This is a genomic window from Gemmatimonadales bacterium (genome assembly GCA_019637315.1).
Lineage (GTDB): Bacteria > Gemmatimonadota > Gemmatimonadetes > Gemmatimonadales > GWC2-71-9 > SHZU01.
In genome coordinates, this window is record JAHBVU010000004.1 from 1 (window position 1) to 24,164 (window position 24,164).

Here is a 24,164-nt window from a genome sequence, read left to right on the forward strand (position 1 = left end):
TCGGCGTGACGATCCGGGAGTGCTGAACGATCGGCCCTTCTGAGCGCAGCAAGCCGCGGCGCTCAGAAGGTCCAGCCCGTACCCATCGAGAAGTTGAAGCCGTTCGCCCCACCCGCGAAGTTCGCGGTCAGGATGGCAGAGCGGAGCACGCGGACCGCGACTCCGCCGCCGCCGCCGAACTGGCTGGTTCGGTCGAACGTGAGCGCCCTGTCGTCCCGCGACTGCGCCCAGTCGGCAAACCCGAGCACCGTGATGGCGCCAAAGTCGCCGGCGTTGAGGAGATCGTGTCTGAGCTCGAGGCTCGCGAGCGTGAAACGCGATCCTGCCAGCGCACCGAGCGGAAAGCTGCGATGTCCTTCCGCGCCGGCGGTGGCGAGCTCGCGCTCCCAGCCGGGAATCGTGAATCGCGCACTGAGCGGCGCCTCATCGTCGAGCGCGCGGAAGAGCACCCGCCCGGCCACGACAGTCCCTTCGCGCGGCGACACGTATCCGCGAAGATGCGTGTAAAACAAACCGTACGATTGAGTTTCCCCGGCCACTCCGAAGGTGCCGCGCGACCCCCCGGTTCCGAGCCCACCGCCGACCTCCAGCAGCACGCCGTTGCCCGGCGTAAACTCGCGATCGCGGGTATCGAGAACCAGGGCCGGACGGACGATCAGATTGCTCCGCTCGAAGTCGCCGCCGACATCGGTACGGAAGCGCGAACGGGGCTCCATGGGGAGGTCCCCCATGCTGCTGAAGGGAATGAGCTCGGTGTGATCGAAAGAGGCTCCCACCGCAAACCGGAGCGGCCCCGCGATTCGGCGGGTCACTTCGCCCTGTGCCACGTAACGGACCCGGCGAATCCGAAACTCATCACTGTTCGGATCGGCGACAACGCCGGTTCGCTCGTAGTCGCCACCGAGGCCGTAGTACGCCAGCTTGGCATGCCGTTCGGCGGCCAGATATCCACGGAAGCGCCAGCCGTCGACTATGGCCGGGCCGCGAAACTCCACCCGACCGAAGCGGCTCCCGGAGGTGCCCATCCCTGCCTCGATCGAAAACGCGCCCCGGAATGTGACCGGATTGATGACATCCCGGTCGTCACTCTGCGAGATGAAGTACGGCGCGTTCTGAGTGCGCTGCCACCGGGCCACCAGCATGACGCCATCGGCGGGATTCCCGATTACGTACGGGAAATAGCTGCTGCGATAGGGAGCCTGGGCCACCACGGGTGCCGCCAACAGACCCAGCAACCCGGCCACCGCCAATCCGCACCAAGCGGACCGCGCCGGCCCCCGATCGACCCCGCGATGATGAACCCGTAAATCGGTCACGCAGAACTCCCTGTCCAACCCTAGCGTCGAGTGGCGGCCCGGCGGCCGCCGATTGCCGGCAAGGAATAGGACGTGCCGAGCCCCGTCTGTCAACTTACGCCGACGTCACGATCCTCTCCACCACCGCCTTCCGCTCGACACCGTGAACACGTAGCTTCGGGCAACTTTCGCCCACACAGACCGCGCCAAATGACTTTCGGACGCAATTTTCTTCCCGGGCCCACGGGGGTCCACCCCGACCTGCTCGCCGCGATGACGGCCCCGATGTTCGCCCACTACACCCCGGCGATGCGGCCGTACCTCGAGGACGTTCAGCCCGCGCTCCGGGAGATGTTCGGGACGGAACGCCCAGTGTTTTCCCTGACCTGTTCGGGCACCGGGCTGCTCGAATCGGCGATTCGAAACGGAGTCCGCGAGCGGGTACTGGTGGTCGACAGCGGCTTCTTCGGCGCGTACTTCGCGACCATTGCCGAACGATGCGGCAAGGAGGTCATCCGGATCCAGGTCCCGCTCGGCCAGACTCTCGAAGCAGAACAGCTGGAGGCCCTGCTCGACGGGCCCGAGGTCGACGCCGTGGCGCTGGTCCACTCCGAATCGAGCGCCGGCAGCTTGGCACCACTCGAAACGCTGGCCCCCGTGGTCCGACGCCGCCCCGATACGATGCTCCTGGTCGACGCGATCAGCTCCGCCGCCGCCACCCCAATCGAGATGGACCGACTGGGCATCGATTTCGTCGTTGCCGGCTCGCAGAAGGCCATGGCGCTGCCCCCAGGACTGGCATTCGGCGCCGCCAGTGATCGGCTCGAAGCGCGGGCCCGCTCGCTGCCCAACGTGGGACACTACTTCAGCGTCACGCGCTGGGTCCGCATGGCCGCGGAATACGACCTGTTCGAAACCCCCGCGTTGTCACTACACTTCGCCTTGCATCGGCAGATCCAGCGCATCGCCGAGAGCGGCGGATGGGCCGCACGCTGGTCCCGACACCAGGCCCTGTCGGGCCACTTCGCCGAGTGGGCAGCGCAGCAACCAGGCGTCGAGATGCTGGCCCGTCCCGGTCGGCGATCGCCAGCGGTCTCGGTAATCCGCCTGACCGGCGGTCAGAACCCCGAGCTGATCGCGGGTCAGCTGGCGGCCCAGGGGTTCCTGGTGGGCCGATCGATCGACAACACCCACGGCCCCCTGCTCCGCATCGGCCACATGGGAGACATCGAGCTCCACCATCTCGACGACCTCCTGGCTGCGCTGACGCCCTTGCTCTCCTCGAGCTCGGGCGGCGATCATTGACGGTGACTCATTCGGAGTAGCGATATGCTCGGTTTCTCACCACGATGGCTGCTCGCACCGGCGCTCGCAACCGCGCTGACCGTCTCGGCCCACGCCCAGAGCCGGATGGAGTTCACGCCCCTGGTCGGCGCCTTCGTTCCAACCTCGAATCTCGCCACCATTCCGATCAGCGGTTCGATCGCCGCCCGCGGGGGGCTGACCACGGCGCCAGCCTTCGGAGCCCGATTCTCGGTCGTCGGCCAGAGCGGCCTGGGCGTCGAGGCTACCTACTTTTACGCCGCGAGTAAGCTCGAGCTGTCGACCGGACCGCTCAGCCAGTCGATCGACGGTCATGTCGAGGGCGGCAACCTCAAGCTCGTCTTCCAGCCGCGCGCGACCGGATCGGTCGGATTTGCGCTGTCGGGAGGAGTTGCCGGAATCAAACACGCCGGCGACATCTTCAACGCTCTGAGCGACCAGTTCGACATTGGAGGCGTACTCGGCGGCAGTCTCCGGATTCCGCTCACACCCGGCGTAACCGGTCGCATCGACGGCGAAGGCTTTTTCTATAGTTGGAGCGCAGGGGAACCGTTCAGCTCCGCCTCGCAGACCACGCTGCTGCTTTCAGCCGGCCTCGCCATCCGCCTCTGATGCGACGCATAGCCAATTACTTCCTCCGCGGGCTCCTGATCACGGCGCCCGCGGCGCTGACGCTGTACGTTTGCTGGGCAGCGATCAGCTGGGCCGACTCGCTGCTCGGCGTCTCGATTCCCGGCGCAGGGTTGATTGTGGGACTGGCCGCGATCACTCTGATTGGTGCGCTGGCATCGAACTTCCTGACCCGTTCGCTGGTGGCCGCCGCCGATCGCAGCCTGGCCCGCCTGCCGCTGGTTCGCCTGCTCTACACCAGCATCAAGGACCTCCTCAACGCCTTCGTCGGCGAGCATCGACGCTTCAATCGGCCGGTTCGTGCCCGGATCGGTGAGGGCAGCGCCGAGGTCTACATCCTCGGCTTCGTCACTTCGGAGTCGCTGGCGCACTTCGGTCTCGACGGCCATGTGGCCGTCTATGCCCCGTTTTCCTACAGTGTCGCGGGACATGTGCTGATCCTCCCGGCCGATCGCGTCATTCCATTGGCGGTCGATGCAGCCGATACCATGGCGTTTCTCGTTTCCGGCGGGGTGACGCGAACCGCGGCAGATCGGCAATCGACCCAACCGAAGTAGCCGCGTCACCCACGACCGTGGCGCGGCCGGACCGACACCAGGGGAGCAGAAGCATGAAGACCACGAGCGCATTTCGACTGAGCGCCGTCCTCGCGCTTGGCGCGATGATCGGCTGCGATTCGGACACCAGCGGCCCCAACGAACCGAGCGACCCTGAAGTCGCAGCGGCCCTCAACCGACACGTCGCGACCCACACCGGCGAAGCCGCCGCCCAGGACATCGAGATGATGGGCGCTCCGGGCGGTCAGCTCGGCCTTGGCCTTGCCGCCGGAGGCGTCGGTGCGATCTACCGCCCGTTCCGCTGCAGCACCGGCGAGATCGACCTGCGCAACATCAGCCTGAGCTGGTCCTGTGTCTTCAAGGACGCCAGCGGCAACGTCCAGACCCGGTATGACGATGCGACCACCGAATCGGTCGAAACCCAGTTCAGCTTCTCCGCCTCGATCGAACGCCACAACTGGAGCGCCTCGGTGGAGCGGGAACGGGAGATTCGCGTGTCCGGGCTGACCGGCAACGAAACGTCCTGGACCTGGAACGGATCGGGCTCCGCATCGTCATCCCGTGAACGACATCGGGGTGAGGCGACCCGCGAGTATTCGACCGAGAGCTCGTTCTCGATCAGCGATGTCGTCGTCCCGGCTGTGCGCAGCAACTCCAACTGGCCGACCTCAGGCACCGTTACGGCTCAGGTCACCGCCACGATCGTTGGTGGCCCGCACGACGGCGAACGCTACAGTCGGGAAGTCACGGTGACCTTCAATGGCACCAACCTGGTGCCGATCACGGTCAATGGAGTCGAATACACCTTCAACCTGGCTACCCGGCGGATCGTCGACGAGTAGCCCGACGCCGCCTGACCGCATCCCTGCAGGGCACTACCTTGCAGGGATGCCTGACCCCTTTGCCCTGCCGTTCGACAATCGGTTTGCCCGGTTGCATCCGACCTTCTACGAGGTGGTCGATCCCACCCCGCTCGGTCAGCCACACCTGATCGCTTTCAATCCGGACGCTGCGGCGCTGCTCGATCTCCCCCGGGATGCTGCAGCTCATCCAGATGCGGCAGCGTACCTGTCTGGCGGGAAACGCATGCCGGGCGCCGAGCCGCTGGCGATGATCTACGCCGGGCACCAGTTCGGAGTCTGGGTTCCCCAGCTGGGCGACGGCCGCGCCATTCTGCTCGGTCAGGTCACCAACAGTCGCGGCGAGCACTGGGACGTGCAACTCAAGGGGTCCGGCATGACTCGTTTCTCGCGCATGGGCGACGGGCGCGCCGTGCTGCGATCGACGATTCGGGAATACCTGGCCTCCGAGGCGATGCACGGGCTCGGCATCCCAACCACGCGGGCCCTGGCTATCGTCGGCAGTGACGACCCGGTCTACCGCGAAACCCCGGAAACCGCCGCGACCTTGATTCGCCTGGCGCCGAGTCATATCCGCTTCGGCAGCTTCCAGATCTTTGCCGCCCGCGGGCAACCCGACCGAAGCCGCGAACTCGCTGACCATGTGATCGAGCGGCACGAGCCGGACCTGGTCGGGCGCCCGGATCGCCACGAACGCTGGCTGGAGCGGGTGGTCGACCGGACTGCGGAGCTGATGGCCTCGTGGATGGCTGTCGGATTTGCCCATGGCGTCATGAACACCGACAACATGTCGGTCCTGGGCCTGACACTCGACTACGGCCCCTATGGCTTCATGGAAGCCTACGAACCGGGGTTCATCTGCAATCACAGCGACCACGAGGGCCGCTATGCCTTCGATCGTCAGCCCGCCATCGGTCTCTGGAACCTGGCACGGTTTGCCGAATCGCTGCTGGAACTGGTGTCGTTCGAGGCTGCCAACGCGGCCCTCAACCGCTACCCGACTGCGTTCGACCAGCGCTACGGCGCCTTGATGCGGAGCAAGCTTGGTCTGACCACCACCGACGCCGATGACACGTCTCTCGTTGGCGAGCTGCTGTCGCTGATGGCGGCCAACCGGGTCGACTACACGATCTGGTTCCGCAGCCTGTGCGCTGTCTCGTCCGACGCCGAGGCCGCACCAGCGTTCCTGCGCAGCATGGCGCACGACCTCGAACGGCTCGATGCCTGGACCTCGCGTTACACCGCGCGGCTCCGCGCCGAGAAGCGGCCCGACCCGGAACGAATGGCTGCGATGGGTCGGGTCAACCCGAAATACGTGCTCCGCAACTACCTGGCCCAGGGAGCAATCGATGCGGCGCTAGGGAAGGACTACAGCGAGATCGAATCCCTGCGATGGGTGCTTGCTGCGCCGTTCGACGAGCACCCGGAGCAGGCACGGTATGCGGAGCCGGCGCCCCCCTGGGCGCGCGACCTGGTGGTGAGCTGCTCGTCCTAGCGAGCGGCGAAGCTATCACACTGATCGACTCGGCCGGACCGAAACCCCCTCGTGAACCACTGCATCCGCTGCTCGGAGGTGCCGTGCGTGAATGCGTCCGGATTGACGTATCCCTGCCCGGCCTTCTGAATCCGGTCGTCGCCCACCGCGGCAGCAGCCCTAAGCCCCTCCTCGATGTCGCCCTCGTCGAGCAGACCCATGCGGTTGGTGGCGTGGCCCCAGACACCGGCCAGGCAGTCGGCCTGAAGCTCCATGCGCACCTGAACCCCGTTGGCCGACCCCGGATCCGACCGCTGCGATTGGCGAACCCGCCCCTCGATACCAAGCAGCGTCTGCACGTGATGACCGATCTCGTGAGCCAGCACGTAGGCCTGCGCAAAATCACCGGGAGCGCCGAATCGGCGGTCGAGGTCCTCGAAGAATCCCAGATCGATGTAGACCCGGTGGTCACCAGGACAGTAGAAGGGCCCGACCGCCGACTGGGCTGCACCGCAGGCTGAATGCACCGCGTCACGGAACAGTACCAGGCGAGCCCGACTGTACTGCGCGCCCATCTCGGTGAAGGTCCGCTCCCAGAAGTTCTGGGCACTGTCGAGCACGAACGAAACGAACTGAACCTGGCGTTCCTCCTCCGGCGACTGCACAACCGGTCCCGCCTCGACGCCCGCCACTGGATCACTGCCGAGACCGCCGCCGACAAGACTGAAGAAGTCCTGTTTGAAGACCAGGCTGAGCACCAGCAGCAGCAGCAATCCACCAACGCCGAGGCCGCGCCCGCCCCCGAGGCGCATCCCACCCCCACCCCCTCGGCGATCCTCGATATCGGAACTGGTCCTGCCCGGTTTCCATTTCATGGCCTTGGCCTCTCAGGTCTTGAAGCCGCTCACGGCGCCGGTCAGGCGCTCGCCGGCGCCCGCAAGGTGCGCTGCTGACGCGGTAATCTCCTCGGTCGCGGCGTTGAGTTCCTGTGCCGCCGCGGCCATTTCCTGTGCCGACGCCGCGTGGGACTCGACCCCGACCGCCAGCTCCCGACTGCGGCCGGCAATGGCCTCGATCAGAACCCGGACCTCATTGGCGGCCCGCGACACGCCCCGAGTCCAGTCGTCGATGCCCTCGGCCTCCTGGGTCACGCTCTTGAGACCTTCCACGGCCGCGACCGCAGCTTCACGAGCTTGGAGCCCTCCTCGACCGAGCCGATGCATCCGGTCGCGGGCGGCATCGACCCGGGCCAGGATCAGACGAACCGTCTCGCTGGTGGCGCCCGCGGTTTGCGCAGCTTGTGATGCCAGCTTGCGCACTTCGTCCGCCACTACGGAGAATCCTTCGCCCTGTTCGCCGGCGCGTGCCGCCTCGATCGAGGCGTTGAGAGACACCACTCGTGTCTGCTTCGCAATCGCCCTTGACTGTTCCAGCAGGCGCTGAATCTCCGTCGCAGCCTCCGCCAGCGCGTCGGCTTCTTCGGCGCCCTTGGTGACTTCGGCAGAAAAACCCTCCAGCGCGGCAGCGCTCTGGCTCAGCCGTTCCTGATGGGTCCGGGCCAGGGCGGCCAGTTCGGAGTTCCGCTCTGCCGTCCGATGCGCGGCCCCGGCCACTTCCTGCGCAATCGTCAGGATCCGCCCCGCATCGTCCGCCACGCTGCGGATCAGGCCGGCCTGGGTAATGGCCCGGTCGGTCAGGTCGGAGGTCGTGGTCGCGACGCTTTCCGTGGTCCCCATGACCTGATGGACCGCCTGGGATATCTCATCGGACAGCTGGGCCGACTCCCGGGCCGCACCGCGGACGGCGTCGGCCAGACGCCTCAGTTCGTGTACCATCAGCCGGAGCGAGTCGGTCAGCGGACCGCCCCCGACAGCCAGGATCTGGCCTTCGGTCACCCGGAGGTCGCCCTTGGAGACCCGGAGGGCCACCTTCTCGGTTGCGGAGAGCGGATCGATCAGAACCCGGCGGAACCACTGGTCAACCAGCCAGACCGCCACGATGGCGGCCCCGAGGAAGACGAGCAGGGCCGCCCAGGTCGGCCACCCATCGCCGATTTCGAGCAGCAGCCAGACGACCGCGGCAAGCACGGCCACCACGCCGAGCCCGGCCAGGCGAATCCGACGCGCCAAGGGATGTAGCGAAGCCATGAGTGTAAGGTACGCCGGCCTCCCGCCCGGCTCCATCCTGCCCGGCCAACCCGACCGGCGGGATGTCCTTCCAACAGCCGGGCCATCCGTCTTTTATTCTGCCATGACCTACGCACCCGAAACGATCGAGCCCAAATGGCAGCGCCTCTGGGCCGAGCGCCGAACCAACCAACCGGACCTGGACCGGGCCGAGCGCCCGTTCTTCAACCTGATGATGTTCCCCTACCCCTCCGCCGAGGGGCTCCATGTCGGGAATTTCTATGCATTTACGGGCAGTGACGTCTATGGCCGGTTCATGCGGCTCCGGGGCCACGACGTCTTCGAGCCGATCGGGTTCGACGCCTTCGGGATCCACAGCGAGAATTACGCCCTCAAGGTCGGCACCCATCCGGGTGTCCTGATTCCGAAGAACATCAAGAACTTCACCCGGCAGCTGACCGCGCTGGGCGGGATGTTCGACTGGTCGCATTCGCTCTCGACCACCGACCCCGACTACTACCGCTGGACCCAGTGGATTTTCCTGCAGCTCTATCACGCCGGGAAGGCCTACAAGAAGGCAGGGGCGGTCAACTGGTGCCCGAACTGCAAGACGGTGCTGGCCAACGAGCAGGTCGAAGGCGGCTTCTGCGAGCGGTGCGGCACGGCCGTGGAGCAGCGATTCCTGGAGCAGTGGTTCTTCCGGATCACGGACTACGCCGAGAGGCTGCTCAACAACCTGGACGATCCGACCAAGATGGACTGGTCGGCCACGACCACGACCGCCCAGCGGAACTGGATCGGGCGGAGCACCGGCGCGGAGATCAACTTTGCCACCGGCGCAGGACCGCTCGCCGTCTTCACCACCCGCCCCGACACGCTGTTCGGCGCCACCTTCATGGTGCTGGCGCCGGAACATCCGCTGGTCGAGGCGCTGACCACCGATGCGGAACGGGCCACCGTCGACGCGTATCGCAAGGCGGCTGCGGCCAAAGACGTGGTCAGCCGCAAGGTGGGCGACAAAGAGAAGACCGGGGCGTTCACGGGCTCGTATGCCACCAACCCGGTCAACGGTCAAGCCATTCCCATCTGGATTGCCGACTACGTCCTGATGGAGTATGGCACCGGTGCCATCATGGCGGTGCCTGGGCACGACCAGCGCGACTTCGAGTTTGCCCGGAAGTTCGGCCTCTCGATCGTGCGCGTCATCGCGGCCGACGGCGAGACCGCCGACGCCCCGCTCGAAGAGGCGCTGACGGCCACGGAAGGCGTCACCCTCGTCAACTCCGGCAGCTTCGATGGCAAAACCATCGACGACGGCGGCAGCGCTATCGTCGCCTGGCTCGAAGAGCGTCAGGTGGGCAAGGGCGTCGTCCGCTTCCGGCTCCACGACTGGTGCATCTCGCGGCAGCGCTACTGGGGCCCGCCGATTCCGATCATCTACTGCGATGATTGCGGGCCGGTGCCGGTACCTGAGAAGGACCTGCCGGTCCTGCTGCCCGAGCTCGAGGATTTCCGGCCGGACGATTCCGGCATTTCACCGCTGGCGCGCCACAAAGAGTGGTACCACGCGCCCTGCCCGGAGTGCGGCAAGGAAGGCCGGCGGGAAACCGATGTGTCCGACGTCTTCCTCGACTCGGCCTGGTACTACCTGCGCTATCTCTCCACCGACGTCGCCGACAAGCCGTTTCATCCCGAGCGGGTCAAGCGCTGGGCACCGGTCGCGACCTACATCGGCGGCAACGAGCACGCCCTGCTCCACCTCCTCTATTCGCGCTTCATTGCGATGGTGCTCCACGACCAGGGATTGCTGCACTTCGACGAACCGTTCCGGCGCTTCCGGGCCCATGGGCTCATCATCAAGGAAGGCGCCAAGATGTCGAAGTCGAAGGGGAACGTGGTCAACCCCGACGAATACATCGCCAGGTGGGGCGTCGACACCCTGCGGCTCTTCCTGATGTTCATCGGCCCGTTCGAAGAGGGCGGCGACTTCCGGGATGCCGGCCTGGCCGGGCCGCGCCGATTCCTGGAACGACTCTGGGATCTCGTCGGTCAGTCCGAGGGCCGGACCCTGTCCGGTGTCGAACTGCACCATGAGGTCGTGATCAAGTGGCATGCGACCAAAAAGAAGGTCACCCAGGATCTCGAGACCCTGGGCTACAACACGGCGATTGCCGCGCTGATGGAGCTCCTCAATACCCTGCGCGAGACGAACTGCTCCGAGCGGCAGATCGTCAAAGACATGATCATCATGGTGGCTCCGTTTGCTCCGCATTTTGCCGAGGAGTGCTGGAGTCGCCTGGGCTACGACACCTCGGTGTTCGATGCCGCCTGGCCAACCTGGGAGGAAGCACTCACCATCGATTCGGTGGTGGCCATTGCGGTCCAGATCAACGGCAAGACCCGCTCGACGGTTCGGGCCGGCCGGGGTGCCTCGCAGGACCTGGTCTTGCAGCGAGTCAGAAATGACGATACCCTCAGGAAGTTCCTGGAGGGCAAAGAGGTGAAGAAGGTGATCTACGTTCCTGACCGCCTCATCAACGTCGTCGTGATATGATCAGCGCCATGACCATTATCCGTGAAGCGCGGCTGCGGCCGGAATACTCAGACCTCTATCCCGAAATCGAGGCGGGGGCCTGGCTGCCCGCCTCTCAGGTCGGCGCCACCATTCTGATGAGCCAGCTTCGCGCGGCCCACCCCAAGCGGCTCGGCGATCGACTCCTGCCGGAAGATCATTTCGATTTCCGTGGTGGCCAAATCCGTGGCGGCGCCACCGAGCTCAGGACCCGGGACGGCGAGTCCGGCGTTTCGCTCGAGCACTGACGTCGTGAGCATGAGCATCGATTCCGGGGGGCTGCGGTCCGCGGGCCCCCCGACGATTTCGCTGCGACCCGCCCGAGCCGACGACGAGTCGTACCTGCTGGGGCTCACCGGTCGCCTGGCGTCCTTCCCGCTGCCCGGCTGGCGAACGGCTCGGGAGATCGACGTCGCTGACCACCCTGCCCTCCTGGCAGCCCTGCGCGACCCCGACCCGACGACCCTGTTGCTCGTGGCCGAGCTGAATGGCACCCGCCGCGGCTACATCTTCGTCACCAGCCGGGTCGATTTCTTCACGGCAGCCCCGCACGGCCACATCGAAGTGCTGGCGGTCGAGGCGGATGCCGCGGGTCAGGGAGTTGGCAAGGCGCTGGTCAACGCTGCAGAGGAATGGGCGCGAGGGCGTGGCTACGGATCGATGACGCTCAACGTCTTTGCCCGCAACATGGCTGCCCGTGCCGTGTACGATCGGCTCGGCTACGAACAGGAAATGGTGCGATACCGCAAAGGCATCGACGAGTCGCCTTGAGGCCCGGTCGGGGCGGAGAGTGGGCTGGATAACGTGAAGCGGCCGGCCCGTCGATGACGGGCCGGCCGCTTTCACCATGAAGCCGATCGTCAGATCTTGGTGACGTTCTCGGCGGCCGGGCCCTTGGCGCCCTGCACGATGTCGAACTCCACCCGCTCGCCTTCGGCAAGCGAACGGAAGCCCTGAGACTGGATGGCCGAATGATGCACGAAGCAATCCTTCTGACCGTTCTCGGGGGTGATGAAGCCAAAGCCCTTCGCGTCGTTGAACCACTTCACGGTGCCGGTCGTACGCATTTCCTAACCCTCTTTGTTGTTGTAATCGGATGCGGACAAGCCGTACGAACCGACTACGTGTTGTTCGTGAGCAGTGCCTCACGATGCATTTACTGCCTGATTGAGACGTGTTCCGAACGGAACCTTCCAGCTGCCTGGGACAACCAGCAAAACAAGGGGCTCAGCCTGTTGGCCGCGCCCCTACATCATGTTCGGCTTGGATGTGGCATACATGCGGAAATGGTCGTACCGTGTCGCAACGGTACACAGTAACACCTAGGTGCGTAAAAATCAATAGCTTGGGTGTGACCACACCCAATTAAATCCCGGGTAACCGAGTCCCCGATTGACCGGGTCGATCACGACCGGCCCGGGGCCGGGTTCCGCTCGATCCAGACTGCGAAGGTGGCAAGAAATCGGGTCAGCAGGGCGCGGGTCGAGTCTTTGGTCAGTGCCCCGGATTCGTCGAGCAGGTCGGCAACACCGCCCAGGTAGATCTCGGGCTGGGCCAGGGTCGCGACGTTTAGGTGGGCAAGAACCTGTCGCAGGTGATGATGCGCACCAAAGGCACCCAGCGCACCGGGCGAGACACTGACGACCGCCCCGGGCTTCCCGTCCCAGGCCCCCTGCTTGGCGGGGCGCGATCCCACATCGAGTGCGTTCTTGAGCGCGCTGGGAATCGACCGGTTGTATTCAGGGGTGACGAAGAGCAGCGCATCGAGGGGCTTGACCCGCTCGCGAAAAGCCGTCCACGCAGCTGGCGGATCGGCCCCATCGAAATCCGGATTGTAGAGTGGCAACTGCCCGATCTCGACGACTTCCAGTGACAGGTTCCCGGGTGCCAGCTCCGCCAGCACCCGAGCGACTTTGCGCGTATGGGCACCGCTCCGCAAGCTGCCAACGAAGACGCCGACGGTTCGGGTCATTGCTGCGGCGGCACCACGGTCCGCAGCGGGCGCTCGGTCACGATCAGCGCAGACTGCGGCGTCAGCCGCTCGGCGCCACCAACCACGACTCGATCGCCGGGATCGATCCCGCTCAGGATCTCGACGAAACCAGGCGTCCGCACCCCAAGCGTTACTTCTCGCTGCTCGGGCTGCTCACCCTTGACGACCCAAACGACGGTGCCGCGGGGCAGCGCAAGGATCGCTTCCTCCGGAACCACAACGGCATTGTCCCGGCGCATCGTTTCGAGACGGACCTCGATGAACATCCCGGCCGCCAGCTCCCGCCGCGGGTTCGGCACGACCGCCTTGACCGTGATGGTGCGGCCCGGCAGCTGCACCTGCGGGTCGACAAAATCGACCCGGCCCGTAAAGACCCTGCCCTGCAGCGCGGCGACGTTGAAGCTGACCGTCTGGCCAACCTTGAGACGCTCGGAATACCGCTCGGGAATCTGGAACGCCGCCCGCTGCGGCGAGATGGTCTGCAGGGTGATCAGTCGGGTGTTCTGGGTCACGTAATCGCCGACGCTGACGAACCGGGCCCCGGCAACACCTGCCCAGGGCGCCCGAACCACGGTGCGATCGAGCCGAACCTTGAGCAGCTCGAGTGCTGCCCGCGCACTGCGTGCACTCGCCTCCGCACGCTCGACGTCGGCGGGCGCTGCGGCCTTCTCGGCCAGCAACTGATTGGTGCGCGTCAGCGCCTGCTCGGCCAGGTCGCGGTTAGCCTCGGCCTGGGCCACCTGGGCCTTGAGCTCGGCGTCGTCGACCTTGAAGAGCGGCGCCCCTGCCGCAACCGTGGCACCCTCGTGCACGAAGATATCGATCAGCCGCCCATCGACATCGGGACGAAGCTCCACCGACTGCATCGACTCGATCTGACCGGTCGCGGTAATCGCATCGATCACCGTTTCGGACCGCGCCTCCGTGACTTCGACCGGAACCGGGCGTCCCGCCCGACCACCGGTCGCTGCGGGGGCCTCATTCTTACAACCCAGAGCAATCAATGCTACGGGCAGCAACAACCAATATGCTCTCACACTAATCCCCGATCTCGGTAAATCGACGGCCGATCAAGACTTCGAGCCCCGCCTGGGCCAGGCGCGTCGCATAGCGGGACTGGACCAGCTCGGCTTGTGCCTCGGTCAACTGACTTTGCGCATCGAGCAGATCCAGGATCGTGCTGGCGCCGGCACGGTACCGCGCCTGCTGAACCCGGTAGTTCTCCTCCGCCACCCGAACACCCTGCTCGGCAAACCGGCTGGCCGCACGCGCCGTCCGATGCGCCTCATACGCCTCCGTGATATCCGCCTCGGCCGCCCGCTCGAGATCTTCTCGAACCGCCCGCGCAATATCGTTCGCGGCCCGAGCGCGGCGAACCGCCGTTTCGCGATTCAGGTTGTCCCAGATCGGCAGCGAGATCTGAAGGGAAATCGACCCGCGGTCGATCCCGGTCGGTGGAAAGGCGTCCCCGAACTTGGTGTATGACCCGACCAGGTTGGCCTGCGGCAGATAGGCTGCGTTGCGCGCCTTGACGAGTGCCTGGGTCGCTCGTTCGTTGCCGCGCGCCATCCGGTACTCCGGGCCCTGCTCCAGCGCGAGCGCCAGCGCGGCCGGGACCGTAATCGGAAGTTCCGACGGCAAGGTCGAGTCGAGCGGCGCAGCATCCACCGCGCCCCGCTGACCAATCCGGCGACCGAGCTGCAGGCGGGAAACCGCCAGCTGCGCTTCTTCCCGCAACAGTGCAACCTGTGCCCGGTTGACCTCGAGCAGGATCTGGAGCGAATCGGTCTGCACCACCGCACCGCTGACCACCCGCGCCCGAGCGATCACCAGCTGCTCCTGAGCCCGAGCCAGCCGCTGACGCGCCACGTCCAGCAACTCGCGTCCGCTCAAAACCGCGTAGTAGTCCCGTTCCGTGCCAAGCGCCGTGAGAAACAGCTGCTGCTGCTCACCGGCACGCGCCATTTCGAGCTCTGCCCCAAGCCGCCGGTAGTCAGCCGTCTTGCGGCCGCCCGTAAAGAGCTCGTACCGCGCCTCCACCCGCGCATTGACCGTGGTCCGCGCCGGCCGACCGATGCCGATGTTGAACTGTTCCACGGAAAAGGCTGTCATGTCGGTCGCAACCGACAAGGACGGCGAAATGAAGGTCGTAAAGGCCGCCTTCCGCGCCCACTCCGCGGTGCTGAGCTGAGCAACAGCCGCGACATAATTGGGACTCAACCGCGTCGCGCGGTGGATGGCCTCCGACAACGTCACGCGGGGCAGCGAATCAGACCCGAGCGCGGCCATCCCAAGCAGTACTGCTGCGATCATCGAGCCTCCCCAGACACGACCGGGAGCGGCTCAGGCGCGGGCTCGGTTGCCGGCTTCCGCGAACGGGCCAGCGCCTGATCGAGCAACGAATACACAACCGGAACCAGGTACAGCGTCAGCACCATCGAGAACATCACGCCGCCCACAATGGCATACCCCAGCGGCCGGCGACTCGCCGCACCGGCACCCAGGCCGAGTGCAATCGGAGTCGCGCCAGCCGCCGCAGCAACCGAGGTCATCAGGATGGGACGGAGTCTGATCCGAGCAGACTCCAGCAGCGCAGCAGCCGTGGCCATTCCACGCGCCCGCGCCTGATTGGCATACTCCACCAGCAGAATCGAGTTCTTGGTCACCAGACCGATCAGCAGAATCATGCCGATCTGACTGTAGAGGTTGATGGTCGACCCCGCCAGGAACAGCGTAAAGATGGCTCCCGTCACTGCAGGCGGAACGGCCAACAGCACGGTAAATGGATGCACCAGCGACTCGAACTGCGACGCCAGCACCATGAAGACGATGATGAGCGAAAGGATGAATACGAAGTAGAGCGCACTGCCGCTTTCCTCGAGTTCCCGCGATTCGCCGGCCAACGCCACCGACGATCCGGTCGGCAGGACCTCTGCCGCCAGCAGACGCAACGAATCGAGCGCCTCACCAAGCGTGAAGTTCGGCGCGAGACTCGCGGTCATCGTCGCCGCCCGAACCCGGTTGAAGTGGTTGAGCTGGCGGGGACCCACGTTCTCGGCTACCCGGGCAACCTGGTCGAGCTTGATCAGCTGACCACCCCGACCGCGCACCGTCAGCTCGGTCATTGCCGCCGGCGTTGCGCGCGCATCCGGCTCGAGCTGGATCATCACGTCGTACAGCTTGTTGTTCATCGTGAAGGTGCTGATTCGCTGCCCGCCAAGCAGCGCTTGCATCGTGTTGGCCACGTCACGAACCGGGACGCCCAGATCTTCCATCCGGTCCCGCTCATACGACACCGTCAACTCCGGCTTGTTGACCCGGAGATCGGTGTCGACGTTGAGGAGTCCGCTGATCTGACGTGCTCGTGTGATCAGGGTATCCATGGCAATGACCAGCGAGTCGAAGTTCGGATGGCGAACCACGAACTGCACCGGCTGCCCCCACCCGCCAAACGCCGGCGGATTGCTCGCAAACGCCAGCACACCAGGTACGGCACCCAGCTTGGGCTGCAGTTCCTGAATCACCTCCTGGACACTCCGCTTCCGCTCCGACCAGTCCGTAAAGCGGACGAAGATCATACCGGCGTTGACCCGACCGCCCCCGCCACCGCCGCCGAAAGCCACCATGCTGTTCATGGTGGAAATTTCGGGCACCTGGCTGATGATCTGCTCCACTTGACGCTGATACTCGTTGGTGTAGTGGATCGACGAGCCTTCCGGCGCCACGACATTGACCGTCATCATGCCGCGATCCTCCGGCGGCACGAACTCGGTCTTGAGGGTTCCGAAGACGAACCACGCCACCACCAGAACTGCGCCGACGCCGCCCAACACGAAGGCCCGCTGGTTGAGCGCGCGCGCCAGGGTCCGCTGATACCCTGTCGCCAGAGCGTTGAACCCGCGCTCGAAGGCCCGGAAGAGCGGCCCATGGTGGTGCTTGACACGCAGAACCTTGGCGCAGAGCATCGGGGTCAGCGTCAGCGCCACGAACCCGGACAGCGCCACTGCCACGGCGACGGTGATGCCGAATTCATTGAAGAGCCGACCGGTCGCCCCTTCGAGGAAGGCCAGCGGTGTGAACACGGCAATCAGTGACACCGTGGTGGCAATGACCGCAAAGGCAATTTCCCGAGTACCCCTGACTGCCGCTACGTCCGGCGGCTCGTTGAGTTCCTCCTGGCGCCGGTAGGCGTTCTCCAACACGATGATGGCGTCGTCGACCACGATACCGATGGCCAGGATCATGGCCAAGAGTGTGAGGTTGTTGATCGAGAAGCCCAGGAAGTACATCGCCGCGAAGGTGCCGATGATGGAGGTCGGAATCGCCAGGCCTGGGATGATCGTCGCCCGCACGTTTCGCAGGAAGACGAAGATGATCAGGATCACCAGAACACCGGTAATGACCAGCGTTTCTTCGGCTTCGAGAATCGAGCGTTTGACGTAGATCGAGTTGTCATACCCGATAGTCAGTGATACCCCCGGCGGAAGCTGGGACTCGATCTCTGGCACCATGGCGCGCACCCCGTCCGACAGCTCGACGAGATTCGACTTGGATTGCCGTACGATTGCGACACCCACCGCGGGCTGACCGTTGAACCGGAAACGACTCCGGTCCTCCTCCGGACCAAGCTCGACCCGAGCAACATCGCCCAGTCTGACGATCTGCCCATTCAGGTTGGCTACGACGAGGCGGGAAAACTCCTCCGGAGTCTTGAGCTCGCCCATCGACCTGATGCTGAACTCGCGCTGCTGTGACTCGATCCGACCAGCCGGAATCTCGACGTTCCGGCTCTGCACCGCCGTCATGACGTCACTCGTGGTCAAACCGCGAGCCGCCAGCTCCGAGGCGTTGAGCCAGATTCGCATCGCATAGCGCCGCTCGCCACGGATATCGATTCGACCAACCCCCGGGACCGTTTGCAGCGGTGTCTTGACGTATCGATCGGCAATATCGGTGAGCTGAAGCAGGTTGTAATTTTCGCCCTGCATCGTGATGAACATGATGGGCCGAGAGTCGGCATCCTGCTTGGCAACGACCGGCTCCAGGATCTCTTCGGGCAGGCGGCCCCGGACCCGGGACACCAGATCGCGCACGTCCTGCGCCGCCAGCTCGATGTCCCGCCCGAGGTGAAACTCGAGGGTGATGGTGCTCTGCTGCTCCGAGCTTACGCTCGTCATGGTCCGAAGGCCCTCGGCCGAGGAGAGCTGCTCCTCGAGCACGTCGGTCACGGCCGATTCCATGACCCGGGGGTTGGCACCCCGAAGGGTTACGCTGACCGAGACAATGGGCGGGTCGACGTCGGGGTACTCCCGAACACTCAATTTCTGATAGCTGATGACGCCGAACAGGACCAGCGCCAGGCTCATCATGGTCGCTAGGACCGGGCGCTTGATGGAGATATCAGAGAGGACCATCAGTTGTTACCCGCAGGCCGAAAAGATGATAGGCTACGTCGGGACCCCGACATCGCCCTGCAGACCAGACTACCTATTACGCGCGTCTGCCTTCCAACGTTGAGCAAGGCGTTAAGTTTCGGCCGCAATCTGTCCAAGGACGGCGCATGGCGGTCAAACTCAGTTCCCGACAACTTGCCACCCTGGCAGTGCTCGAGACCTTCCCCCCGAAATTCGACAGTATCAACCGCCTGATCGAGGAACTGGCGTCCCTCCGAATGGATGAATCTCAGACCAGGCGGCTGGCTCGGATGCTCGACGAGATGAAAGCGGCCGCTCAGGGCGTGGGCGAATCCGGGGTGGCAGACTCCCTCGGCGTGATGGCCACGCTGGCCCGCCGATCAGGGGCGGTTCAGATGCGGGTTCGGGGCCTGCGCGAGGGATTCATGGCCCTCAAGACAAACCTCGAAGGCGCACTCAAAGCCGCGAGCACGCCCGAAACCCCAGTCGATGAGGCCGAGGAACTACCGTCTTAGGACTTCTCTTTGACGAGCTTGTCGATGACGGGGCCAGCCATCAGCGCCGCCATGGCATGCACGAGCACGCCGATCAGCAGAGTGACAAAAGTCAGCGCGAAGAGGATGCCGGCGGCGCCCAAGAAGGCGAACACGCGTCCGATCGGTTCCAGCATAGTCAGGTCCAAGTGCGGGACAGATTGCCAATTTAATCTGTAAGCCCTACAGTGGCAACCAGTTAGGGATCAGGCTGCCTTGATCTCGGTCCAGATCCGATCCCAGAGCTCAACCCCCGCCCCCAAGTCCCGCTGGTACTCGAGGCGCTCGAGTTCGGCCGGCGACGGATAGGGCCTGGGATACCGAGTGAGGCTCTGAGCAGCCTGGTTCGGCGTACCATACCCCGTAGCATCGGCAATGGCAGCCGCCACCTCCGGCCGCAGCACATAGTCGAGGAACGCATGGGCCGCGCGGGGGTTGGGCGCGGTCCTGAGCACGACCAGCGCATCCGCGAAGATCATACTTCCCTCCTTCGGTACCACGAATCCGATTTCCGGCTGCTCGGCCATCGCTTGCGCAGCGTCTCCGCTCCACATCTGGGCCAGCCAGATGTCGCCCGCGATCAACTGAGGTTTGACCGGCGCCGAGGCGTAGGCCCGGAGGTTGGGTTTGGCCGCCAGCGCATCCTGTTTGGCCTCGGCCAGCTGGGCTGGATCGACCGAGTTGATGGAATGCCCGCGATAGCGGAGAAAGCAACCGATCACATCGCGGGCGTCGTCGAGCATGGTCATCTTGCCGCGATAGGTCGGATCGAGAAAAACGCCCCAGCTGTCAGGTGCGGAGGGCAGTCGATCCTTGCGATAGGCAATTCCCGTGGTCCCCCAACCCCAGGGAACCGAGTACTCCGTACCGGGGTCCCATACCGGATCGGCAAAGAGCGGCGCCAGGTTGCCGATATTGCTCAGGTAGCTCCGATTGAGCGGCGCAATCAGGTTCCGGCCCCGCAGCAAGGGGAAGAGGTAGCTCGACGGCAGCGCCAGATCATACCCGGTGGCGCCGGCCAGCAGCTTGGCGGCCAGCTCTTCGTTGCTTTCGTAGGTGTCGAGCGTGACCGCCACGCCGTGTTCGGCCTCGAAGCCCGAGATGGTGTCAGGCGCCAGGTAGTCGGACCAGAGGTAAAGATTGAGCCGCTTCTCCATCGGGCCCAGGTCGCCCGAGAAATCGCGAAGCGGCGCCTTGCCGCAAGCGCCCAACAACGCGGCGGCGGCCGAGGACCCTAGCGCCGCGGCGCCGACGCCCTGGAGAAAGTCGCGCCGCGAGGGATTGCGGTCAGATCGAGCGAAGAATGGCATGGGACTCCGTCAGCAGCCGATCAATGTCTCGAGGGCGATTGTGCAGATGCGGGGCAACCCGAATCCCCGGCCCGCGATGCGCCACGATCACGCCGCGGGCCACGAGCTCGCGAGTCAAACTGAGATCACGATCCCGGTCGCCGGTGGTGAGGCAGACCAGGGTCGACCGACTCTCGGGCGCAAGACTCGACAGGCAGCGCAGCCCGGTACCGGGCAGCCCGGCCAGCAGCCGATCGAGGAGGTTCTTCACGTGCCGTTCGACCGTCGGTACGCCAACTTCGAGCAGCAGTTCGACCGACTGATCGAGCGCCACGAGCGCGGGATCGGCCTGGCCACCAACCTGGAACCGGGACGCATCCGGCTTCCACGCAATGGTCGGGCGACCGAACACCGACGTCGTCATACTCATCCATCCGGCGCGATCGGGTCGGATCGTGGGCAGCTGCTCGGGCGCTACGTAAAGTACTGCGGCCCCGGGCATGCCCATCAGCCATTTGTAGCCACCGGCCACCAGGATGTCGACGCCCGAAGCACTGAGATCGACGGGAGTGGCTCCGACGCTCTGGATCGCATCGACGACCGACAGCACGCCAGCCGCTCGGCAGGCCCTGCCCAGCTGCGCCAGGTCGATTCGGTGGCCGGTCTGCCAGTGCACATGGCTCACCAGCACTGCCCGGGTCCGGCCGTCGATCAGGCCGAGCAGCTGCTCCAAGTCCAGATGGATTTCGACTGGCAACTGCCGCACCTGGACTCCGCGCCGCTCGAGGTCGAGAGCTGCGTAGATCACACCAGGATAATCGTTGGAGGGGCAGACCACGTTGTCGCCGGGCCGCCAGTCGATCCCATTGACGGCAGAGACAATCCCATCGCTGGTCGTGGGGACGAACGTCAGCGAATCGACTGGCGCACCGAGCAAGCGGCTCAGCTTCTGACGAAGCGGATTGGCGTCGTAGTCCTGCGCACCTGCCTGGTAGAGCCGATGCACCTCCTGACGATTGGTCTGGTAGGTCGAGACGGCGGCCGCCGAGCGACGCGGCAGCGGTGAGGACGCCGCATGATTGAGATATGCAGCCCCTCTGACCCCGGGAAACTCGGCCGGCGCGAGGCCGCCGTCCTGTGCGTCTACCATTCTGGGATCCAGCATTGTGCTCCACGCGCCCAAGCCGATGCCGGCCTGGGCCATTCGGTCGACGAAGGTCCGACGGGGTATGGTCACGAGCGGTCTCCCGACGCCACCAGGTCGGCTGTCGATCGGGTTCGGAAGCGCTCGGCAAGATAGAGCAAGCCTGACGTTGCCACCACGATGACGGTGCTGACCGCGTTGATGGTCGGCTCGATGTTACGTCGGGCCATGCCGTAGATCACCACCGGAAGCGTGGACGAGCCGGCCCCGGACACGAACGAGGTGATGATATAGTCGTCGAAGGACAAGGTAAATGCGAGCAGCGCTCCCGCGACGATTCCGGGCATCAGCGCCGGGAGGGTAACCCGGCGAAAGGCGGACCACTCATCGGCTCCCAGCATCATCGCGGCCTCCTCGAGATGCCGGTCCATCCCGCGAAGCCGGGCCCCGACGACAACGGCAACGAAGGGAACGCAGAAGGTGACGTGCGCCACGGTGATGGTGCCGACGCCGAGCGGCACGCCCACGAAGGCAAAGAGACCCAGCAGCGCGACACCCATGATGATTTCGGGCGTGACGAGCGGCAGATAGAGCAGACTCTCCGCAGCACGCCGACCGCGCCACCGATGGCGGGCCAGCGCCAGGGCCAGCAAGGTCCCGAGCACCGTCGCGATGACCGTGGCCAGCAGCGCGATCCAGACGCTCCGGCCAAGTCCCGCCAGGATGTCACCCCGGCCGAACAGCTCGCGATACCAGGCCAGGGTAAATCCCGTCCAACTGGCGGCGAACTTGGAATCATTGAACGAAAAGACGATTAGCGCGGCAAGCGGCGCATGCAGAAAGATGAACCCGATCAGTGCCAGCGCCGAAACCCACCGGGGAACCCGCCGCCTCATTGCAGCGCCGACGGAGCCGCATCGCGCCGCCGCAAGTAGAGCACGACGGCAAGCAGGACCGCGAGCATCACGACCAGCGCCGCAGCAGAACCGAAGGGCCAGTTCCGCGCGGCGGCAAACTGATTCTGGATCAGGTTGCCGATCATGACGTGCTTGGCCCCACCCAGCAGATCCGATGTTACGAACGACCCCAGCGCCGGAATGAAGGTCAGCAGACAGCCCGCAATCACACCCGGCATCGACAGCGGCAACACGACGTGAAAGAACCGCGCCGCCGGACCGGCCCCCAGCGTCTCGGCCGCCTCCAGCAGCGTGTCGTCGAGCTTTTCCAGCGAGGCGTAGATCGGCAGCACCATGAGCGGTAGGAAGCCGTACACCAGTCCCGCCAGGACGGCGCCTGGCGTATACAGCAGCGTCAACGGCGCTTCGATCACACCAAGCGAAAGCAGCACGCCGTTGATGAACCCGGTATCACGCAGCAAGAAGATCATCGCGAACATCCGAACCAGAAAACTGGTCCAGAAAGGCAGAATGACGAGGAACAGCAGCAAACCTCGCCAACGCGATGCTCGCGCAATCACAAAGGCAATCGGATACCCGATCAGGAGGGAAACGACGGTGCAGAGGAGGGCCCACCAGACGGTGCGTCCGACGATGCCGAGGTAGAGTGGATCGACGAAGCGGCGGTAGTGCTCCAGCGTGAAGCCAGGCTCGACGCCGCCGTAGAGGCCCCGCCCCATGACGCTGAAGCCGACGATCAGAAGCAGGGGCACCGCAAAGAACAGCGCAAGCCAGAGCAGACCCGGTGTCGCCAGGATCGGTCCGACCCGTTGGGGTCGGCGCGACAGGCGTCCGAGGAGACTCAAGAGGCAAGCTCCAGCACCTGGCAATCGTCGGGTCGCCATGCCGCGGCAACCCGCTGCCCGCGCTGCCAGGGTATCGGGTTGCCGAGCTGGCCTTCGTTGCGAAGCGCGACCTTGACCGACCTCCCGCTACCGAGCGCAACCAGCACGTGGATCGTCTCGCCGAGATAGATCACCTCGGCGATGGCGCCGAGCAGGTGGTTCTCACCCGGTGGGACGGCATGCGGAGCAACGAGATCCATCCACTCCGGCCGAACAGCAATGTCGACGGTATCGCCAGTGCGCGCGCCCGCCGGCGCGGGAACGGCAAATCCGCCATCCGGGCCGTCGACCTCAGCGACACCGTTGGACAGCCGACGGATGGTGCCGTGAACGAAGTTCGACTCGCCGATGAACGATGCCACGAACGCGGTCCGCGGATTCTCGTAGACCTCGGCCGGCGTTCCCAGCTGTGCCACGCGGGCGTGGTCCATCACGGCAATCCGATCGGACATGGTGAGCGCCTCTTCCTGGTCGTGGGTCACATAGATGAACGTGATGCCCAGCGAGCGATTGAGCGCCTTCAGCTCGAGCTGCATTTCCTTGCGTAGTTTGAGATCGAGCGCGCCAAGGGGTTCGTCGAGCAGAAGGATCCTGGGCTCGAGCACCAGGGCCCGGGCCAGCGCCACCCGCTGCCGCTGCCCACCTGACAGCTCGGCGGGCCGGCGGCGGCGGTACCGCGCCGGATCGAGTCGGACCAGCTCGAGCGCCCGCCCCACCCGTTCGGCAATTGCCGGTGCGGCGATCCGCTGCTGGGTCAATCCGAAGCCGACATTCCGTTCGACGTCGAGGTGTGGAAAGAGGGCATAGGTCTGGAACACCATCCCGATGCCACGCTGATAGGGACGGAGGTCGACAACCGAGCGACCGGAGATTCGGATGTCACCGCCTGCCGCGTCCGGCACTTCGAGCCCGGCAATCAGGCGGAGTGTCGTCGTCTTACCGCAGCCGGACGGGCCTAGCAACGAGAAAAACTCGCCTTCCTCGATTCGCAGGTCGATCCCATCGACCGCCGGGGCGGCGCCGTAGCTCTTGCGGACCCGAATCAGCTCGACAGCCGGTGGGCGGAGGGGGTCAGGTGCATTGGTCACGGGAAACCGCTGCTTGGAGGCGGGGTCAACGGGGTATCCATTCCAGTCCCTGAAGTGTACGTTCC

Annotated in this window: 23 protein-coding genes; 9 read left to right on the forward strand and 14 right to left on the reverse strand. The window is 65.2% G+C overall.

Annotated features, from left to right (window positions below; genetic code table 11):
• Positions 1-62: 62 nt before the first annotated feature.
• Positions 63-1,316 (reverse strand): BamA/TamA family outer membrane protein, encoded by a 1,254-nt coding sequence (locus tag KF785_04955; protein ID MBX3146096.1) that lies wholly within the window; start codon positions 1,314-1,316, stop codon positions 63-65.
• Between the two features lie 189 nt (positions 1,317-1,505).
• Between KF785_04955 and KF785_04960 the strand changes: the two genes are divergently transcribed.
• Genes KF785_04960 through KF785_04980 form a run of 5 tightly spaced genes read left to right on the forward strand, consistent with a single transcriptional unit; the run spans position 1,506 to position 6,160 of the window.
• A complete protein-coding gene (locus KF785_04960) occupies positions 1,506-2,600 on the forward strand; it encodes an alanine--glyoxylate aminotransferase family protein (GenBank protein MBX3146097.1) in 1,095 nt (364 codons plus the stop codon).
• 24 nt (positions 2,601-2,624) lie between these two features.
• On the forward strand, positions 2,625-3,230 hold the full coding sequence (locus KF785_04965; protein ID MBX3146098.1) for a hypothetical protein: 606 nt from the start codon (positions 2,625-2,627) through the stop codon (positions 3,228-3,230).
• Positions 3,230-3,805 (forward strand): DUF502 domain-containing protein, encoded by a 576-nt coding sequence (locus KF785_04970; protein MBX3146099.1) that lies wholly within the window; start codon positions 3,230-3,232, stop codon positions 3,803-3,805. The genes KF785_04965 and KF785_04970 overlap by 1 nt, the downstream gene beginning before the upstream one ends.
• Positions 3,806-3,858: 53 nt before the next feature.
• On the forward strand, positions 3,859-4,647 hold the full coding sequence (locus KF785_04975; GenBank protein ID MBX3146100.1) for a hypothetical protein: 789 nt from the start codon (positions 3,859-3,861) through the stop codon (positions 4,645-4,647).
• A gap of 46 nt (positions 4,648-4,693) precedes the next feature.
• Positions 4,694-6,160, forward strand: coding sequence for a YdiU family protein (locus KF785_04980; protein ID MBX3146101.1), 1,467 nt, complete (start codon positions 4,694-4,696; stop codon positions 6,158-6,160).
• On the opposite strand, the gene KF785_04985 is transcribed toward KF785_04980, so the two are convergent.
• Together KF785_04985 and KF785_04990 are read right to left on the reverse strand one after the other, a co-directional pair.
• Positions 6,157-7,014 carry a zinc metallopeptidase gene (locus tag KF785_04985; GenBank protein MBX3146102.1) on the reverse strand — a complete coding sequence of 286 codons (858 nt, stop codon included), beginning with the start codon at positions 7,012-7,014 and terminating at the stop codon, positions 6,157-6,159. The two genes, KF785_04980 and KF785_04985, sit on opposite strands and share 4 nt — an antisense overlap.
• A 12-nt stretch (positions 7,015-7,026) precedes the next feature.
• Positions 7,027-8,286 carry a methyl-accepting chemotaxis protein gene (locus KF785_04990; GenBank protein ID MBX3146103.1) on the reverse strand — a complete coding sequence of 420 codons (1,260 nt, stop codon included), beginning with the start codon at positions 8,284-8,286 and terminating at the stop codon, positions 7,027-7,029.
• A gap of 103 nt (positions 8,287-8,389) precedes the next feature.
• Between KF785_04990 and leuS the strand changes: the two genes are divergently transcribed.
• From leuS to KF785_05005, 3 genes are read left to right on the forward strand one after another with little or no spacing between them, the layout of a single operon-like run.
• Complete coding sequence (gene leuS, locus KF785_04995) at positions 8,390-10,819, forward strand: leucine--tRNA ligase (GenBank protein ID MBX3146104.1); 2,430 nt, start codon at positions 8,390-8,392, stop codon at positions 10,817-10,819.
• Between the two features lie 8 nt (positions 10,820-10,827).
• Entirely contained in the window at positions 10,828-11,085 is a 258-nt protein-coding gene (locus KF785_05000; GenBank protein ID MBX3146105.1) for a hypothetical protein, read from the forward strand.
• A gap of 10 nt (positions 11,086-11,095) precedes the next feature.
• On the forward strand, positions 11,096-11,608 hold the full coding sequence (locus KF785_05005; GenBank protein ID MBX3146106.1) for a GNAT family N-acetyltransferase: 513 nt from the start codon (positions 11,096-11,098) through the stop codon (positions 11,606-11,608).
• 89 nt (positions 11,609-11,697) lie between these two features.
• On the opposite strand, the gene KF785_05010 is transcribed toward KF785_05005, so the two are convergent.
• From KF785_05010 to KF785_05030, 5 genes are all read right to left on the reverse strand, one after another.
• Complete coding sequence (locus tag KF785_05010; protein ID MBX3146107.1) at positions 11,698-11,904, reverse strand: cold shock domain-containing protein; 207 nt, start codon at positions 11,902-11,904, stop codon at positions 11,698-11,700.
• A gap of 338 nt (positions 11,905-12,242) precedes the next feature.
• Positions 12,243-12,809: an NAD(P)H-dependent oxidoreductase gene (locus KF785_05015; GenBank protein MBX3146108.1), complete on the reverse strand. Its 567-nt coding sequence runs from the start codon at positions 12,807-12,809 to the stop codon at positions 12,243-12,245.
• Positions 12,806-13,867 carry an efflux RND transporter periplasmic adaptor subunit gene (locus KF785_05020; protein MBX3146109.1) on the reverse strand — a complete coding sequence of 354 codons (1,062 nt, stop codon included), beginning with the start codon at positions 13,865-13,867 and terminating at the stop codon, positions 12,806-12,808. The genes KF785_05015 and KF785_05020 overlap by 4 nt, the downstream gene beginning before the upstream one ends.
• Before the next feature lies 1 nt (position 13,868).
• Positions 13,869-15,143, reverse strand: a complete 1,275-nt coding sequence (locus KF785_05025) for a TolC family protein (GenBank protein MBX3146110.1) — start codon at positions 15,141-15,143, stop codon at positions 13,869-13,871.
• The gene (locus tag KF785_05030) at positions 15,140-18,244 is read right to left on the reverse strand and encodes an efflux RND transporter permease subunit (protein MBX3146111.1); all 3,105 of its coding nucleotides are present in this window, start codon (positions 18,242-18,244) and stop codon (positions 15,140-15,142) included. Before KF785_05030 ends, KF785_05025 begins: the two co-directional genes overlap by 4 nt.
• Positions 18,245-18,390: 146 nt before the next feature.
• Here KF785_05030 and KF785_05035 point away from each other — a divergent pair, with 146 nt between their 5' ends.
• Positions 18,391-18,759, forward strand: coding sequence for a hypothetical protein (locus KF785_05035; GenBank protein MBX3146112.1), 369 nt, complete (start codon positions 18,391-18,393; stop codon positions 18,757-18,759).
• Here the strand turns inward: KF785_05035 and KF785_05040 are convergent.
• The 6 genes from KF785_05040 to KF785_05065 all read right to left on the reverse strand — a co-directional run bounded on the left by KF785_05040 (position 18,756) and on the right by KF785_05065 (position 24,099).
• Positions 18,756-18,914, reverse strand: a complete 159-nt coding sequence (locus tag KF785_05040) for a hypothetical protein (protein MBX3146113.1) — start codon at positions 18,912-18,914, stop codon at positions 18,756-18,758. The genes KF785_05035 and KF785_05040 overlap by 4 nt on opposite strands.
• A gap of 69 nt (positions 18,915-18,983) precedes the next feature.
• On the reverse strand, positions 18,984-20,087 hold the full coding sequence (locus KF785_05045; protein ID MBX3146114.1) for a spermidine/putrescine ABC transporter substrate-binding protein: 1,104 nt from the start codon (positions 20,085-20,087) through the stop codon (positions 18,984-18,986).
• Complete coding sequence (locus KF785_05050) at positions 20,065-21,303, reverse strand: aminotransferase class V-fold PLP-dependent enzyme (GenBank protein ID MBX3146115.1); 1,239 nt, start codon at positions 21,301-21,303, stop codon at positions 20,065-20,067. Before KF785_05050 ends, KF785_05045 begins: the two co-directional genes overlap by 23 nt.
• Positions 21,300-22,106: an ABC transporter permease gene (locus KF785_05055; protein ID MBX3146116.1), complete on the reverse strand. Its 807-nt coding sequence runs from the start codon at positions 22,104-22,106 to the stop codon at positions 21,300-21,302. The genes KF785_05050 and KF785_05055 overlap by 4 nt, the downstream gene beginning before the upstream one ends.
• The gene (locus KF785_05060) at positions 22,103-22,972 is read right to left on the reverse strand and encodes an ABC transporter permease (GenBank protein ID MBX3146117.1); all 870 of its coding nucleotides are present in this window, start codon (positions 22,970-22,972) and stop codon (positions 22,103-22,105) included. The genes KF785_05055 and KF785_05060 overlap by 4 nt, the downstream gene beginning before the upstream one ends.
• Positions 22,969-24,099, reverse strand: coding sequence for an ABC transporter ATP-binding protein (locus KF785_05065; GenBank protein ID MBX3146118.1), 1,131 nt, complete (start codon positions 24,097-24,099; stop codon positions 22,969-22,971). Before KF785_05065 ends, KF785_05060 begins: the two co-directional genes overlap by 4 nt.
• Positions 24,100-24,164: the final 65 nt, after the last annotated feature.